Annotated in this window: 14 protein-coding genes; 5 read left to right on the top strand and 9 right to left on the bottom strand. The window is 68.3% G+C overall.

Translation table 11 applies throughout. The annotated features are described in order from the left end of the window. The first annotated feature begins 116 nt into the window (after nucleotides 1-116). Complete coding sequence (locus tag ACLD0U_RS01170; protein ID WP_410339583.1) at nucleotides 117-887, top strand: NUDIX domain-containing protein; 771 nt, start codon at nucleotides 117-119, stop codon at nucleotides 885-887. A 32-nt stretch (nucleotides 888-919) separates the two neighbouring features. On the opposite strand, the gene ACLD0U_RS01165 is transcribed toward ACLD0U_RS01170, so the two are convergent. The 5 genes from ACLD0U_RS01165 to ACLD0U_RS01145 form a co-directional block, all read right to left on the bottom strand. Continuing rightward, on the bottom strand, nucleotides 920-1,054 hold the full coding sequence (locus tag ACLD0U_RS01165; RefSeq protein ID WP_410339582.1) for a hypothetical protein: 135 nt from the start codon (nucleotides 1,052-1,054) through the stop codon (nucleotides 920-922). Between the two features lie 101 nt (nucleotides 1,055-1,155). Beyond that, nucleotides 1,156-2,268, bottom strand: a complete 1,113-nt coding sequence (locus tag ACLD0U_RS01160) for an alcohol dehydrogenase catalytic domain-containing protein (protein ID WP_410339581.1) — start codon at nucleotides 2,266-2,268, stop codon at nucleotides 1,156-1,158. A 32-nt stretch (nucleotides 2,269-2,300) separates the two neighbouring features. After that, on the bottom strand, nucleotides 2,301-2,996 hold the full coding sequence (locus ACLD0U_RS01155; protein ID WP_410339580.1) for a hypothetical protein: 696 nt from the start codon (nucleotides 2,994-2,996) through the stop codon (nucleotides 2,301-2,303). Beyond that, entirely contained in the window at nucleotides 2,993-3,937 is a 945-nt protein-coding gene (locus tag ACLD0U_RS01150; RefSeq protein ID WP_410339579.1) for an alpha/beta fold hydrolase, read from the bottom strand. The genes ACLD0U_RS01155 and ACLD0U_RS01150 overlap by 4 nt, the downstream gene beginning before the upstream one ends. Next, entirely contained in the window at nucleotides 3,930-5,462 is a 1,533-nt protein-coding gene (locus ACLD0U_RS01145; RefSeq protein ID WP_410339578.1) for a flavin-containing monooxygenase, read from the bottom strand. The genes ACLD0U_RS01150 and ACLD0U_RS01145 overlap by 8 nt, the downstream gene beginning before the upstream one ends. Nucleotides 5,463-5,636: 174 nt before the next feature. On the opposite strand from ACLD0U_RS01145, the gene ACLD0U_RS01140 reads away from it, so the two are divergent. The 4 genes from ACLD0U_RS01140 (at nucleotide 5,637) to ACLD0U_RS01125 (ending at nucleotide 10,749) form a co-directional block, all read left to right on the top strand. Beyond that, nucleotides 5,637-6,893 carry a PucR family transcriptional regulator gene (locus ACLD0U_RS01140; protein ID WP_410339577.1) on the top strand — a complete coding sequence of 419 codons (1,257 nt, stop codon included), beginning with the start codon at nucleotides 5,637-5,639 and terminating at the stop codon, nucleotides 6,891-6,893. Between the two features lie 184 nt (nucleotides 6,894-7,077). Next, on the top strand, nucleotides 7,078-7,512 hold the full coding sequence (locus ACLD0U_RS01135; protein WP_410339576.1) for a MarR family winged helix-turn-helix transcriptional regulator: 435 nt from the start codon (nucleotides 7,078-7,080) through the stop codon (nucleotides 7,510-7,512). A gap of 113 nt (nucleotides 7,513-7,625) precedes the next feature. Next, the gene (locus ACLD0U_RS01130; RefSeq protein WP_410339575.1) at nucleotides 7,626-8,972 is read left to right on the top strand and encodes a DUF222 domain-containing protein; all 1,347 of its coding nucleotides are present in this window, start codon (nucleotides 7,626-7,628) and stop codon (nucleotides 8,970-8,972) included. 142 nt (nucleotides 8,973-9,114) lie between these two features. Next, entirely contained in the window at nucleotides 9,115-10,749 is a 1,635-nt protein-coding gene (locus ACLD0U_RS01125; protein ID WP_410339574.1) for an SPFH domain-containing protein, read from the top strand. A 96-nt stretch (nucleotides 10,750-10,845) separates the two neighbouring features. Here ACLD0U_RS01125 and aztD read toward each other — a convergent pair whose 3' ends face one another. The 4 genes from aztD to aztB are packed head-to-tail and all read right to left on the bottom strand — an operon-like array spanning nucleotide 10,846 to nucleotide 15,131. Next, nucleotides 10,846-12,051 carry a zinc metallochaperone AztD gene (gene aztD / locus ACLD0U_RS01120; protein ID WP_410339573.1) on the bottom strand — a complete coding sequence of 402 codons (1,206 nt, stop codon included), beginning with the start codon at nucleotides 12,049-12,051 and terminating at the stop codon, nucleotides 10,846-10,848. Nucleotides 12,052-12,100: 49 nt separating this feature from the next. Beyond that, entirely contained in the window at nucleotides 12,101-13,021 is a 921-nt protein-coding gene (gene aztC / locus ACLD0U_RS01115) for a zinc ABC transporter substrate-binding protein AztC (RefSeq protein ID WP_410340256.1), read from the bottom strand. Between the two features lie 5 nt (nucleotides 13,022-13,026). Beyond that, a complete protein-coding gene (locus ACLD0U_RS01110; RefSeq protein WP_410339572.1) occupies nucleotides 13,027-14,244 on the bottom strand; it encodes an ABC transporter in 1,218 nt (405 codons plus the stop codon). Further along, complete coding sequence (gene aztB / locus ACLD0U_RS01105; protein WP_179409132.1) at nucleotides 14,241-15,131, bottom strand: zinc ABC transporter permease AztB; 891 nt, start codon at nucleotides 15,129-15,131, stop codon at nucleotides 14,241-14,243. Before aztB ends, ACLD0U_RS01110 begins: the two co-directional genes overlap by 4 nt. Between the last annotated feature and the right edge of the window lie 32 nt (nucleotides 15,132-15,163).

Here is a 15,163-nt window from a genome sequence, read left to right as displayed (position 1 = left end):
TCGGTGCGTGCGGTGTCATAGGGTCCTTCGAGCGCAAGTAAAGCAGGGCGGCGCTCCGTTGACCAGACTGGTATCGGCGCAAGAGGCGAGCGGAGGCGGCGATGAGGGTTCGACAGATGACGTCGGTGTGGATACACCGCGGCGATGAGGTGCTGCTGCTGTTGCGTCGGGGCTCGCGCGTCATCCCCGACTCGTACGTCGGGATCGGCGGGCACCTCGACGACGGCGAGACCACCGACCCTGCACAGGGCGCTCTTCGAGAGCTTCGCGAAGAGGTCGGTCTCACCGAAGAAGACCTCGTGGATTTCGGTCTGCGGTGCGTCGCGGTGCGCGAGATGGGCGACGAGGTGCGCATCAACTACTACTTCGCCGGGCGGCTACGCGACGACCGCGAGGCACCGATCACCTGCACCGAGGGCGAGCTGCGCTGGTTCCCGCTCGACGCGGCGTTCGACGACCTGCCCATGCCGCCCACCGGCCGCGCCGCGCTGGTCGATTGGATCGACCACGGCCGCCCGACGGACGGCATCCGATTCGTCGCGGTCGACAAAGCGGATGCCGTCGTCGTGCAGCACGGCGGCGGTGCGGGTGACCTTCGGAGCGCCGTACAGGCGGCGGCGGACCGGGCTCGCGCGCTGAACGATGCTGTCGATCTCGCCGAGGCGGCGTTCGCCCGGCGACGGGCGCACGGCGCGACCGCCGACGAGATCGCGGTCGAGCTCGGTGTCACGCACGACGTAGCCACTCGGCTGGTCGCGGGGAATCTACCGCTGGGCGCGCTGATCCGTTCTGCCGAGTACAGTGCGGACGACGCGCACGCCGTTGCGCTACGCCGGGCGGCGTTCCGCGACGCCGTGGTTGACGAGAACGCCGCCGCGGGCGGGTGACCGTTCAGCCCATGGACTGACCGTGTGTGCTGTCAGTCGCCGCGGGTGGCCTCGGCCGCGCCGCGCCCGATGCGACGACGCCGCGACCGTGCCATCAGCGCCCCTGTCGACCAGACTGCCGCTCCGAACACCAGCAGGCCCGCACCGGCCACCCACATCCACTCCATGCGGGCCACGGTATGCCTCGTTGTCAACGACGGCAAACCCAGCGGCGTCCGCGGGCGGGTGATCGGTCAGCCCATGAGGCGAGAGCTGCCGCGACCCCGGCTCAGGGGATGAGGAGCGTGCGCAAGACGCCGCCCGCCGCGAGATCGTCCAGCGCCTCGGCTGCTTCCGAGAGAGGCCTGCGGCCCGAGATCAGCGGGTCGAGTTGGAGCTGGCCATCCATGTACCGGTCGACGAGCGCGGGAATGTCGACCGACGGGCGCACCGAGCCGTAGTTCGACCCGATGATGCGCTGATCTGCCTCGGCGAGCACGAGCGGTTCGAACGATGCGCGGGCGCCGGCGGGCGGCAGCCCGACGATCACCGCGGCGCCGCCCAGACCGAGCATGTGGATCGCCTGCTCGGTCGTGACCGTGCGACCGATCGCGTCGAAGGCGTAGTCCACGCCGTCGGGGATGAGCGCGAAGAGCTGCTGCACCGCGCCACCCTGCGAGGCATCGATGCGATCCGTCGCGCCGAACTGCATCGCCGCCTCGGTCTTCTCGGGTACGACATCGATCGCGACGATCCGCTCAGCGCCCGCGAGCTTGGCACCCTGCACCACGTTGAGGCCCACTCCCCCGCATCCGATGACCGCGACGGTCGATCCCGGCTCGACCCCCGCCGTGTTGGTGACCGCGCCCACACCGGTCGCGACCGCGCAGCCGACCACCGCGATGACGTCGAGCGGTGCGTCGTCGCGCACTTTGATGGCCCCGGATGCCGGAACGATCACCTCTTCTGCGAACGAAGAGACGCCGAGGTAGTGGTGCAGGGGCTCATCGTCACCATCGCTGTGGCGGATGCTGAGCCGCGACGTGCCGTCGAACAGCACGCCCTGGGGAGCGACAACCGTTGCAACCTTCTGGCAGCGCGCTTCGCGCCCTTGCAGGCAGTAGCGGCACTCGCCGCAGGGCGGCACCCAACACAGCACGACGTGATCGCCGACCGCGAGCGACGTGACTCCGTCACCGACCTCGACGACGACGCCGGATCCCTCATGACCCATCACCATCGGCGCGGGCGCCGGCCATTCTCCCCGGCGCACGTGCAGATCGGAATGGCAGACCCCGGCGGCCGCGATCTTGACCCGCACCTCACCGGCCTTCGGCGTTGCGAGCTCGACGTCGGTGAGGGATACGCGGTTGTCCGGGTCACGGAACACGACGGCCTTCATGGGCTTCTTCTCCTTCGAATGCGGTTCGGGATTCATGACGCGACCTTCGCGTTCTGCAGGGCCGAAGCGGAATCGGCCCGCGCATTGTGCGCGTGCACCGCCTTATAGCCGAAGTAGTAGACGAACCCCTGCGTACCCCACGTCGCCAGCGCAGCGGTGTAGAAGTACGTGCGGTAGGCGTCATCGAACGGCCACGGGAAGAAGTCGTAACTGGCCGCGATCACCATCGCCACCAGCGTGATCGCCGTGGTCGCCACGGCCCACCCCTTCGCGCCCGCACGCCAGACCCGCGTCGCGAAGAAGAACACGAAGACCGATGCGATCAGGTTCGTGACGACCAAGAACGTCGCCGGACCGCCCTCGTACATGCCCTCCTGATGGAGCGTCACCAGGTAGGCACCGCCCGCGATCGAGAGGGCGAAGGCGCCGATCTCGTGCCAGAGCGCCGGCTTGTAGCGCTGCGTCACCATCATCAGCCCGAGGATCAGGACGAGTGTGAATCCGAACGACCGGGAGAACGCGTCGAGAAAGTACGCGAGGGTGTACATGGGGTTCTTCGGGTCGCCGCCGAGCACCGACCAGAGCAGAAAGTTCATCGCCGAGGTTCCGACGATGATCCACTCGATGCCCAGAAGGTAGTTGCGATACCCGCGGATGAACTTCACCCCGAAGACGAGGCCGACGAAGGCCAACCACAGGGCTGCGATGATGAACAGCGTTTCGATCATTGGCCTGTTCCTTTCCGATGTGCCGAGGGAACCGCCTGGCGGACACGGTCAACGTGTTGCCCGATGTACCCGGTGATCGTCTCGACCAGGGACTCGGGCATGTGGTGCCCCATCCCGGGGATCACGATGTGCCGCGCCCCGCGGATCACCCTGACGGTGGCCGCGCCGCCGGTCTCGGCGACCAGCAGATCGCGGTCTCCGTTGATGACGAGCGTGGGTGCGGTGATGCCGCGCAGCTGCGCAGTGCGGTCACCCGATAGCTGAATGGCTTGGATCTGCCGCGCCCCTCCGGCCCCCAGGTCGCCCGCGGCCCGATCCCAGATGCGGGCGGCGATGGCGGCCTCAACCGCGTCGTCGATCGGAAAGTCCTTCCCGGCGATATGTCTCGTGAGCCGCAGGTGAGCGCGCACCGCATCCGTCCTGTTTCGCGGATCGGGCCCCATCAGCATCCGAAGGCTCGATCGCGCGGGCTGACCGACCCTGCGCGCCCCCGTCGTCGAGTAGATCGACGTCAGCGACGCCACACGATCTGGCAGCGTCGCCGCGATCGTCTGCGCGATCATGCCGCCCATCGACCTGCCGACGAGGTGCACGCGCTCGATGCCGAGATGATCCAGTACGCCCACCGCGTCCTGAGCCATGTCCGCCAGCGTGTAGCCGTCGGCTCGCGGACGCGCGAGCACTTGACGCCACACTCCGGGTGGCGGCGTTGTCGCGAAGGTGGACTGCCCGACGTCACGGTTGTCGATGGAGATCACTCGCAAGCCCTGCTCGACCAGTGCGGTCACGACCGATTCGGTCCACGACGTGAGGTCTTCGCCGAGTCCGGCGATGAGCATGATCGCCGGATCGTCTTTGTCACCCGCATCGCGGAAGCAGATCCGCGTTCCGGAGGGCGCCGTGGCGAACCGGTCGACGCTCGCCGCAGAGAGCTCACACATGAGCGACTCGTTCTTCGATGATCGGGCTGGGCCCGGTCCTGGTCCCGAACCTGAGGTGTTCGTCGACGACCGGACCGCGCAGCGCCTTGGCATCCTGCGGGTACGACATCATCGTGCGCCACGGCTTCGCCCTGCCCTGCCGTGGCAGCATCCTCTCGCCGCGCTTGGCGTACCCCGACTGGAGATCCATGAGCGGCTTGGTCTCCATGCCCGGGGTCGCCACGGGCACGACCGTGTCGAACCCGCGCGCGTCCATGTGCTTCACGAGATCGATGACGTAGCGGCAGAGCAAGCCCACCTTGAGAGTCCAGGAAGAGGTGGTGTAGCCGATCGCCATCGAGAAGTTCGGGATGCCACTGAGCAGCGTTCCGCGATACGCGACCGTGTCGACGACGTCGATCTGACGCCCGTCGACGACGATCGGCATGCCGTCGAAGAGCTGAAGGTTGAGGCCGGTCGCGGTCACGATGATGTCGGCCTCGAGCTCTTCGCCCGAGTTCAACACCACCCCGCGCTCGCTGAACCGGGCGATGCCACCCGTGACGATCGAGGCGTCACCCGCTTTGAGCGTCTGGAAGAAGTCGCCGTCGGGCGCTGCGCACAACCGCTGGTCCCAGGGGTCGTAGGGCGGGTTGAAGTGCGTGTCGACATCGAAGTCGTTGCCGAGGCTCTTGATGTTCTTGCGGCGTATCAGGGCGCGTCCGGCGCGGGGGAACCGACGGAGAGCCTCGATCATGAAGTGCTCTTGCCAGATGTTCTTGAACCTCGTCGCCGCATACCCGCGCTTCTCGCCGAGCACCTTCGTGAGGGCGAGCGCGAGGCGGTCGACACGCGGCAGCGGCATGACGTAGGTGGGGGTGCGCTGCAGCATCGTGACGTGCGCGGCGGCTCCGGACCCCTTCATCATGGCCGGCACCACAGTCACGGCGGTGGCGCCGCTGCCGATCACGATGACCTTCTTGCCGCTGTAGTCGAGGTCTTCCGGCCAGTGCTGCGGATGCACGATGGTGCCCTCGAAGTCGTCGCTCCCGGCGAAGGTCGGGGCGTACCCCTCGTCGTAGCGGTAGTAGCCGGTCGCGGCGAACACCCACCCCGCCCGGATCGTCTTCGTCACGGTCGCCCCGGTGGTGGCATCCGTCGTCGCGACGGTGAGTGTCCACCTCGCGTCCGCCGAGGACCACTCCGCGCTCCGCACGCGGTGCCCCGTTCGGATCAAAGGTGAGAGCGCGTTCTCGTCGACCGTCTCGTGAAGGTAGTCCAGGATCAACGGTGCGTCGGCGATCGCATTCTCGTGACGCCACGGCTTGAACTCGTAGCCGAAGGTGTGCAGATCCGAGTCCGAGCGGATGCCCGGGTAGCGGAACAGATCCCACGTTCCGCCGATGTTCTCCCGGCTCTCGAGTACGACCAGCGACTTTCCGGGGAGCTCTCGGCTGAAGTACGTCGCCGCGCCGATTCCCGATATCCCCGCCCCGATGACGACGATGTCGAACTCCTCGACCACGTCAGAACTCCTGTCGGTCATCCTTGACTCCTTGTACCTCGACGACTGCTTTCCAAAGTCTGATCGGCGACCTGTTCCGGTCGCCACGTCAGGACGCACCTGCTTCTGGCGATGCAGGTGCAACATGCACACGCCTTGGCCGAATGAATGCGAGGACCGGCGACAAACGCCGGGGTGCGAGGGCAGACTGCTGGGATGGAAGAGTTGTGGACCCTGCCCAGCCCCGCGGCAGCTGCGATGCTTCGTTCGATCTGCGAGCATCTCCTGGCCGACGCGGACAGCTTCGCGGATGCCTTCGCCGAATCGACCGCGATGGCCCAAGCGCACGGCAATGCGGCGCTGCTCGCGGATGCGTCGCTCCTGGCCGAGGATCGTGAACTCCTGCGCGCCGACACCGTGCACTGGCTCACGTCGAACATCCAGCATCCGGGGCGTCGTGTGGACCCCTATGTCGGGCCGAGGTCGGAGGCGTACATCGCGGATCTCGTCTCACGGGGCATCACCCCCGACTACGTCGCGGGGTGGCGGGCAGCGATGTCGATCGCATGGCGACGATGGCTGGAGGTCTGCGTGGCGCGCTGTTCCGATCCTGCTCTGCTCGTCGAGGTGCTGGACGTGTCGGCGCACTCGCTGATGCAGTACGCGCTCGACTCGGTGGCGGTGCTGCGCGAGGTCAACCTTGCGGCGTCGATGGGCAATGCAGACGCCCAGACGCTCGCCATGCTGCAGCTGATCGTCGGCGGTGCGCCGATGACGCAGAGCGTCGCTGAGGAACGACTGGGCTACCGACTAGGGCGCCGGCACGTCGCCGTCATCCTGTGGACGGATGCCCCGGATCACGACGGCGCCCTCGACAGGGCGGTGGCCGCGCTACGCACCGTCGCGCGCGCGGGCGCCATGCTCGTGGCACGTGCCAGCGTGGCCTCACGCTGGGTCTGGCTGTCCGGCCCCGACGCACCCGACCGGCACCAGATCGAGAAGGCGGCATCGGGGGCGGGAGTCGTCCGCGCTGCTCTCGGCAAACCGGGCGAAGGCCTCGAGGCGTTCCGTTCCAGCCATCAGGACGCTCTTGCCACCCACGTGATGCTCACACGACTCGAGTCGAATCGCCGATTCACCGTGTACAGCGACGTCGAGCTCATCGACAGCCTCACGAAGGATCGCGCCGGTGCCCAGCGGTTCGTGACCAAGGCCCTCGGCCCGCTGGCGACGGCGGACGCGACCCTGCGAGAAGCGATGCTCACCTACGTGCAGTGCGGCTTCAACACCACACGCGCCGCAGCGCAGCTGTACCTGCACAGGAACACCGTGGAGCGTCGGGTATCACGGGCCAACGAACTGTCGATCATCAAGGTCGAAGACAATCCGACCCACGTCGCCGCCGCGTTGCTGGTGTTGGATCTCGCCCCGGGCCTCGTTGATGCGGCACAGACACACCTCAGATTTCCGTGACCAAACCGTTGCACTCGTTACCTCGCCGTTATAGAGTGATCGCACGGTGAATGTTTGCTGTGGCATCCACCGCATGTGATTGCAGGACACTCTTGGTGCAAGGGACAAGGGCCGGCCGGACGCCTCTCCGGCCGGCCCTCATGCATCCGCCGGCCGCGCTTCGCGCCGCACTACGCTTGTCGACATGACAGACCGCGAACTGGCGCTCCGCGCGTGGGAAAGCCTGTTCCGCGCGCAACACGAGCTCTTCACCGCCATGAGCTCCGACTTCAACGACGCACCGATCACCCAGGCCGAGTACGACGTGCTGCTCACCGTCGTACGCGCGCCGCAGATGACCGTGCGCCTGCGCGACGTCACCACGAACATGCTGATCAGCCAGCCCAGCGTGTCACGCCTCGTCGACCGGATGGTCGACCGCGGCCTGGTCACGAAGAGCGCCGACCCCGACGACGGCCGCGGCTCAGTGCTCACCGCGACGGATGCCGGCGCGCGCGCGTTCCGGCAGGTCGCCACCACGCACGGGCGTTCGATCGCCGAGACGATGGCAGCGCTCGACGACGACGAACTGCGCAGCCTGCTGGAGCTCACATCGAAACTCCGCGATAGTCGAAGATAGTAGCGAATATGTGCACGTATGGTTCGAACGTTGGATGCCGGAATCTCGGCACACTTCCGAGAAGACTCGAACAAATGTTTGACTACACATCCGAATCGCCGTAGCCTGGTCTCATGACCAACCACCTGACCCCGCTGAGTGAGGCGATCGAACGCCTGCACGCAGCCTGGTCAGGTGCGCACGACGCGACCGACCTCACCCGCGCGCAGCTGATCGATGCGAACGACGCGCTCGGCGCTGTGCGCCGTCTCACCGATGCGCTGCAGACCGAGATCGCGGCGGGCATCGCGTCCGAATCTCGGACGAGCCTGGGGCCCGACTCGCTGGCGAAGCAGCAGGGATTCCGCAACGCGACGCAGATGATCGCCACCACGACGGGCATCTCGACGGCCGAGGCCTCTCGACAGGTCCGCGTCGGAGAAGCGACCGCGCCGCGCACAGACCTGGTGGGCGACCGACTCCCCGCCAAGTACCCTGCAGTGCAGTCCGCACTGTGGGCGGGCGCCCTGGGCGCCAGCACATCGGGTTTGATCATCGCGCTGCTCGACAAGGTCCGCTTCAAGGTCACGCCCGAGCACCTCGCCGCCGCTGAGGAACAGTTGGTCGAGAAGGCCTCCGGTCTTTCGGTAGACGACGTGCGCAAGCTGCTGGCCCGCGCCGAGGCCTGGCTCGATCCCGACGGTGTAGCCCCGCGCGAGGACGAGATCCGCGCGCAGCGTTCGGTGACCATGTTCGAACGCGACGGCGCATTCCATCTCAACGGTGTCTTCGATCTCGAGGCGGCGGCTCCCCTGCGCGCCGCGATCAACGGATACGTCTCCGCGCAGTTCGCCGCCCGCAAAGACGCCATCGATCCCGACGCCCCCGACGCCGATCACCGCACCGTCCCGCAGTTGCAGGCCGACGCACTCACCACGCTCTGCGCGCACGTCATCGGGTGCGACAACGACGCCCCGGCCCTGGCCGGCGCAACGGTGATCGTGCGCGTCGACCTCAGCGATCTGACCGACGGCACCGGCTACGGCACCCTCGACGGCTCAGACACCGCCGTCAGCATCGGCGCCGTGCGCCGCATGGCAGCATCCGGCGGTGTCATCCCCTGCGTGCTCGGATCCGACAGCGAACCGCTCGACTGGGGACTCAAACGTCGCTTCTTCACCTCCGCACAGCGTCTGGCACTGGCAGAACGCGACGGCGGATGCGCGATGTGCGGCTTGCCGCCCGAAATGACACGCGCCCACCACATCACATGGTGGCAACGAGATGCCGGACCGACCGATCTCGACAACGGCGTCCTGCTCTGCGAGACCTGTCATCACCGCATCCACGACAACGGGTGGGACATCCGCATCGACGGCACCGGCGCATCGGCCGCAGTGTGGCTCATCCCACCGCCCAGCGTGGACCCGTCGCGAACACCCCGGCGGGGCGGTCTGGCGCGCTACAGCCTCGCGGCGTAGCTCGCGCCAGGGAACGCGCGGCAGTGCGACGGAGTGCGCACCAGTTACGCGTGACAACTTTTGGGGGTCGAGTACTGCGCCCGGCTCTGGCAAGGTGTGTGGGGGTTGCCTTCGAGGGGAACGCAACCATTAGGGAGAAACCATGGAGATCGCCGGAATCGTCGGCATCCTATTGATCATCGGCATCGCCGTCGTCGCCGCCATCGTCGTCCTACTGATCATGCTGCTGTTCGCACGCAGCTGGATCAAGGTGGCGCGGGCCGACGAGGCGCTCGTCATCTCGGGTCGCAAACAGAAGGTGCAGCGCGCCCTCATCAACCCGGACGGCTCGACCAGTTCAGAACTCGCCGAATCGCCGGTCACCGTGATCGTCAACGGCAAGTCGCTGGTCAACCCGATCACGCAGCGCCACGAGATCATCTCGCTGCGCTCACGCCAGGTGTCACTCAACGCCGAGGCGCAGTCGCTCGACAGCGTCACGCTCAACGTCGACGGCGTCGCCATCGTCAAGATCGGCTCCGACCCGCTGTACGTGCGCCGCGCCGCCGAGCGCTTCGCATCGCAGGACAAAGCGATCGAGCAGTTCACCACCGAACAGCTCGAAGGTGCCCTGCGCGGCATCGTCGCCACCCTGTCGGTCGTCGAGCTCATGCGCGAGCGCAAGAAGTTCTCCGACCAGATCGCCTCCGACGTCTCGCACGAGCTCGCCGAGCAGGGACTCATCCTCGACTCGTTCCAGATCAAGGGCATCACCGACGCCGTCGGCTACATCCAGTCACTCGGTGCCCCCGAGATCCAGGCCAAGCGTCAGGCCGCCGAGATCTCGCAGACCAACGCCGACCGCGCGATCAACCAGAAGCACATCGCCAACGAAGAGGCGAACCTGATCGAGCAGACCGCGCTCGACACCAACACGGCAAACGCCAACGCCGGCATCGGCCGCGCCCGCGCCGAAGCCGAGCAGGCCGAGCACCTCGCCCGCGCCCAGGCCGAGCAGGCCGTCCTGCAGCAGCAGGCCGAGAACCGACAGGCCCAGCTCGACGCCGACGTCAAGCGCGTCGCCGACGCGCAGCGCTACGAGGCCGAGACCCGCGCGCAGGCCGACCTGTTCACCCGTGAGAAGTCTGCCGAGGCCGCCGCGATCGAACAGATCAAGCAGGCCGAGGCCCGCACCCGCATCGCCGAGCAGCAGGCAGAAGCCGACCGCGCCCGCGCGGCCGGTGAAGCCGCCGCTGCCGAAGCGAAGGCCGCCGGTGACGCCAACGCGCTGCGCGCACAGGCGGAAGCCGAAGCCGAGGCCCGCCGCCTGCGCTCCCACGCCGAAGCAGAAGCCATCCGTGCCGAGGGTGAGGCCCGCGCGGCCGCCGTCGAGGCAGAGGCGAACGCGATCGCCTCCAACCAGGAGGCCTTCCTGTCGCAGCGCGTGCTCGACGTGCTCCCGGCCATCATGTCGGAGTTCGCCAAGGGCTACTCCGCGATCGGCAACGTGTCGATCATCGGCGGCAGCGGCGACGACGGGGCATCCGACGTCATCGGCGGCGACAACGCCAAGGCGATGCGCGCCGTGTTCGACAGCGTCAACGCCGCCACCGGTCTCGACCTGGCCGCCATCATCCAGGGCCAGGCCGTCGGCCGCGGCATCGGCTCGGGCATGGCGCAGCCTGCCCCGACCGACCCCGCCGGGCAGCCCGCGAAGCAGCCGGCAAAGCAGCGCACCGCAGCATCCGCCACGACCAACGCCACGGCGGATAACGCAGAGCACACCGACGCCGACTGACGCGTCCACACACACAGAACCGGCGGAGGGGCACAGCCCCCTCCGCCGGTTCCTGCTTCGTCAGCCGAGTGAAGCCGCTCAGCCGCGCGAAGCCCCTCAGCCGATGGCGAGCGCGATCTCGTTGGGGGTGTGCCCCAACGTGACCGTAGCGATCACGTCACCAGAGGTGAGGTCGACTGCGTGCACCGCATCAGCGGCCGGCTCGGTGACGTACGCGATGTCACCGTGCACCTTGATCGCCGGGTGGGCCTCCTGCCACTGCGCGGGGCTCTCCCACGGCGCGACCACGGGGTACGCGGCAGTCAGCTCACCCGACTCCGGGTCGAGCACGTGGATCTGCCCATCGGCAGAGAGGATGTAGGCAAGGTCACCCGGACCACGCGCGATATCGCGGAACGTGTACCGCACCTCGTCGGGCAGCTCGACAACGTCAAGCGTGCGCGCGGCGGTGTCGATCAGCGTCACCGCATCGAGCAGGTAACCCTCGGCATCCGGATCATTCTTGTAGTCTCCGACGGCGATCGGGCTGGTCTCTGAGACGAACATGTTTCCCACGCGTCCGAACTCATCAGGAGAGTCGAGCTTCACGAACTCCTCATCGACGAACAACAGCGCGCCGCTCTCGCACCCGAACACGACGGCTTCGTCCTGTGCCGTGCCCTCACCGTGGATGCCCGGGCACTGGTCGCTCGTCGCCTCGTCGTGCCAGTGGTCATCGTGCGGATGCAGCGCGACCGCTCCGCTGCGCGACGTCTCATCGCCGACCGTGGTCAGCAGCAGGCCGTCTTCGAGCACGATCGAGACGCCGTGGTGCGCGTCATCGGCGACGTACGTCGAGGTTTCGGGCTGCACGTCGTAGCCGTCCGCGAACGCATCCGTGTCGAGGATCGTCGTCGTGCCGGTGCCGTCGTCGTACAGCGCCGTGCGCCCCTCGTGCGGCACCACGTGTCCGGGCGCGGTCGCCGGGAAGACGAAGTCGGTCAGCTGGGGGGTCGCCGTGTCGAGCAGCTGGAACCCCTCCGATGTGGTGACGGCGACGGTGCGGCCGTCGCCGAACGGGTTCAGCCGGATGAACTCCTCGGTCTCGAACTCCTCGATCACCTCGAGCGTCTCGGCGTCGAGCACGGCGACGCCGCCCTCGAACGCCACCGCCACCCGACCGTCGGAGTGCTCGTGTCCGGCGGAGTCGGATGCCGGTGCCGCCGCGTCACCGGCATCCGCGGGGCTCGCGCAGGCGGCGACGAGCAGCGAGACGCCGGCGAGCGCCGCGACGGCCGCTCCCGTTCTGGTGTACTTCTTCATGTGTTCCTCTCGGTGCATGCCCCGGGACGGGGCGGGACAGGGGCGGGCGTCAGCCCAGCCCGTGGGCGATGCGCGTGGTGTTGGCGCGCATCATGGTCAGATAGGTGCCGGCCTCGCCGTCGGGCTCGGTCAGCGACTCGGTGAACAGTTCGACGACCGCCACCTCGACGCCCGCCTCGGCCGCGAGCACCTGAACGAGGCGGTCGGGTTGCGAGGACTCGGCGAAGATCGTGGGAACGCCCGCTTCGTCGATGGCGGATGCCAGTTCGCGCAGGTCTGCGGCGCTGGGCGCGGCGAGCGTGCTGCCGCCGGGGATCACCGCACCGACGACGCGGAAGTCGAAGCGCTCGGCAAGGTATCCGAAGACGTGATGGTTGGTGACCAGCGCGCGTCGCTCGACGGGGATCGCCGTGAACGCTTCGGTCATCTCGGCATCGAGAGCTTCCAGCTCGTCGCGGTACGCCTCGCCGTTGGCGGTGATCTGCGACGCATCGACGCCGTCGATGCCGATCAGCGCCACCTCGATGGCATCGACGACGTCGAGCATGCGCGCGGGGTCTGTCCAGAAGTGCGGGTCGGGCGCGCCTCCGGCATCCGTGTCGGTGTAGTCGAGCACCGAGATGTGCTCCCCCGCGACGACCTGGGTCACGCCGCTCTCGGCGACGCGGTCGAGGTGTTGCTGCAGGCCTTCTTCGAGGCCGAGCCCGTTGGAGATCACCAGGTCGGCGGCGTCGAGCTGCGCGCCCTGCTGCACCGAGATCTCGAAGGAGTGCGGGTCGGCGTTCGGCCTCATCAGCGTCGTCACCTGCGCTTCGTCACCGACGAGGTTCTCGACGACATCGCCGAGGATATTCGTGGTGACGATGACCTGCGGGCGGTCGGACCCGGCCGTGGCGGGAGCGCATCCGACCAGACCACCGCCGACAAGAGCAACCAGAGCAACCGCGGCGACCAGTGCGGGCCGTCGCATCCGCTTCATCGCCCCACCTCCGCCATCAGCCAGGGGTGAGTCGGCGTCGACAGCACGCGCGCAACGCGCCCCGCGTCGGCGAAGTCGATCTCGATCACGACACCCTCTTCGGGATCGTTGAGGTAAGCCCGCCGCGCGTCGACCGTCAACGAGCCGACCGCGCCGGTCACCACCGGATCGGTCACGACGACGCCTTCCGCGCTGTGTACGTGCACCCGACCGTCCCGATCGACGCCGACGACGTGTTCGGCCTCGTCGTCGACGGCGCTGACGTGCACGAGCGCGGCGTCGGTGGCAACGAACTCCCAGGCGCGTTCGCGCGCATCGAGCAGCCAGAAGCCGTCGTCTCCGGCCGCGCCCGCGACGGCGGTGCGCCCCTTGCGTCCGTCGAGAGTCGTCGCCCGCTCGGCGGTCACGTCGCCCGGGTACGGAATGCGCTCGAACGATGCCTGCGCGTCGTCGACGGTGGCCAGCACGGCACCGTCGGCGCAGCCGACGACCAGGCCGACGGTCGTGGTGACCGCGCCCGACGCGGCGACGCACGGCTCCGACGAGCCGGCCGTCGCGCCGGATGCGTCGAGGATGTCGATGCGGTCGTCGGCCGCCACCGCGGCGCCCGACCCGAGGGGCGCGACCACCCCGTCGTTCGCACCGGTGTCGATGCGGAAGAGTTCGACGATCTCGCCGTCGGCCAGCGCCTCGTTATCGAGCAGCACGGCCTCGCCGGATCCGGCGAAGAACACCCCCGTCGTGCCCGCGGTCGACAGCGGGCCCGTGCTGACGGTCGCCGGCCCCTCTCCCGGCACGTCGCCGATGATGCGCGGTTCAGCCAGGTAGAAGTGGAAGTGATCTCCGTGATGCCAGCTCCATCGCCCGCTGTCGATGATCTGCAGTCCATCGCCGGTGCTGACGAAGCCGTAGCGCCCGTCGCTGGCCAGCGCGGTCGGCGCCGCACCGCCCGCCAGCGGGATGCGCCCCAGGTCGACGCTCTCGTCAGAGGCGAGATCAAGCATCCCCACACCGCCGTCCCGGTCGACCGACAGCAGCGCCAGCGGCGCCTCGGCGACCTCGGCGGCGCCGGCGATCTCACCGTGTCCGGCCGAGTTCCCGGCATCCGGAGCGGTCGTGTCGGAGGCGGCGCCGGTCGTCGGCGACGCGCACGCGGTCACGATCGTGACAGCGAGCAGCGCCGGCAGGGCGGCGACGGGTCTGCGGATCTTCATGCGGTCCTTTGCGGAGTCGGGAGGGCGTGACGAGTCGAGACGGTGTGACGGTTCGGGAGGGCGTGACGGGTAGGACGGCTCACGAGCGATCGGATGCCCGATGACAGTGCCGCGAGCACGATCGCCGCTCCCGCGATCGAGGCGCCCGCGGATGTACCGAAGTACCAGGACGCGAGTAGCCCGAGCACCACGGCGACGGTGCCCGCAACGGCGGCGAGCGCCATGGTGGCGGGGATGCGGGTCGTCCACGCGCGCGCGGCGACAGCGGGTGCGAGCAGCAGCGCGACGACGAGCAGCGTGCCGACGGCCTGGTACGAGGCGACGACGGCGAGCGTGATCAGTCCGACCAGGGCGACGTGGGCGAACTGCGGCCGCAACCCCAGGCTGGCGGCGATGCGCGGATCGAAGGCCGTCGCGACGAAGGAACGGTGCAGCACGACAGCGACCGTGACGGTGATGACCAGGGCGATCGCGAGTCCGGTGATGTCGGCGGTGCCGATCGCCAGGATGTCGCCGAACAGCAACGCGGTGGCGTCGGTGGCGAAGCTGCGCGAGTGCGACACGATGATGACGCCGAGCGACAGCATGGCCACGAACAGCAGTCCGATGCTGGTGTCGTACGACAGGCGCCCGCGGCGCTGCAGCAGACCGATCGCGGCGCTCATCGCGACGGCGCTGACCGCTGCACCCAGCAGGACGGGCAGACCGAGCACGGTCGCCAGCGCCACTCCGGGCAGCATGCCGTGGCCGATCGCCTCGCCGAGAAACGCCATGCCCCGAATGACCACCCAGGTGCCGACCACGCCGCAGATCACGGCCACAAGGGCCCCGCCGATGAGGGCGCGCACCAGAAAGGCAGAGCTGAGCGGGTCGGTGAGGATGAGCACGCGTCACACCGTACATGAGAATGAGAATGATT

It is taken from the genome of Microbacterium sp. 2216-1, assembly GCF_046507855.1.
Classification (GTDB): domain Bacteria; phylum Actinomycetota; class Actinomycetes; order Actinomycetales; family Microbacteriaceae; genus Microbacterium; species Microbacterium esteraromaticum_C.
This window is presented reverse-complemented; position numbering and strand designations above follow the sequence as displayed.

What these genes read in the sequence shown, in the direction of transcription:
- ACLD0U_RS01165 (WP_410339582.1), bottom strand. Translation starts at nt 1,054, where the DNA reads ATGGAGTGGATGTGGGTGGCCGGTGCGGGCCTGCTGGTGTTCGGAGCG.
- ACLD0U_RS01135 (WP_410339576.1), top strand. Translation starts at nt 7,078, where the DNA reads ATGACAGACCGCGAACTGGCGCTCCGCGCGTGGGAAAGCCTGTTCCGC.
- ACLD0U_RS01130 (WP_410339575.1), top strand. Translation starts at nt 7,626, where the DNA reads ATGACCAACCACCTGACCCCGCTGAGTGAGGCGATCGAACGCCTGCAC.
- ACLD0U_RS01170 (WP_410339583.1), top strand. Translation starts at nt 117, where the DNA reads ATGACGTCGGTGTGGATACACCGCGGCGATGAGGTGCTGCTGCTGTTG.
- ACLD0U_RS01160 (WP_410339581.1), bottom strand. Translation starts at nt 2,268, where the DNA reads ATGAAGGCCGTCGTGTTCCGTGACCCGGACAACCGCGTATCCCTCACC.
- aztC (WP_410340256.1), bottom strand. Translation starts at nt 13,021, where the DNA reads ATGCGACGGCCCGCACTGGTCGCCGCGGTTGCTCTGGTTGCTCTTGTC.
- ACLD0U_RS01150 (WP_410339579.1), bottom strand. Translation starts at nt 3,937, where the DNA reads ATGTGTGAGCTCTCTGCGGCGAGCGTCGACCGGTTCGCCACGGCGCCC.
- ACLD0U_RS01155 (WP_410339580.1), bottom strand. Translation starts at nt 2,996, where the DNA reads ATGATCGAAACGCTGTTCATCATCGCAGCCCTGTGGTTGGCCTTCGTC.
- ACLD0U_RS01145 (WP_410339578.1), bottom strand. Translation starts at nt 5,462, where the DNA reads ATGACCGACAGGAGTTCTGACGTGGTCGAGGAGTTCGACATCGTCGTC.
- ACLD0U_RS01125 (WP_410339574.1), top strand. Translation starts at nt 9,115, where the DNA reads ATGGAGATCGCCGGAATCGTCGGCATCCTATTGATCATCGGCATCGCC.
- aztD (WP_410339573.1), bottom strand. Translation starts at nt 12,051, where the DNA reads ATGAAGAAGTACACCAGAACGGGAGCGGCCGTCGCGGCGCTCGCCGGC.
- ACLD0U_RS01110 (WP_410339572.1), bottom strand. Translation starts at nt 14,244, where the DNA reads ATGAAGATCCGCAGACCCGTCGCCGCCCTGCCGGCGCTGCTCGCTGTC.
- ACLD0U_RS01140 (WP_410339577.1), top strand. Translation starts at nt 5,637, where the DNA reads ATGGAAGAGTTGTGGACCCTGCCCAGCCCCGCGGCAGCTGCGATGCTT.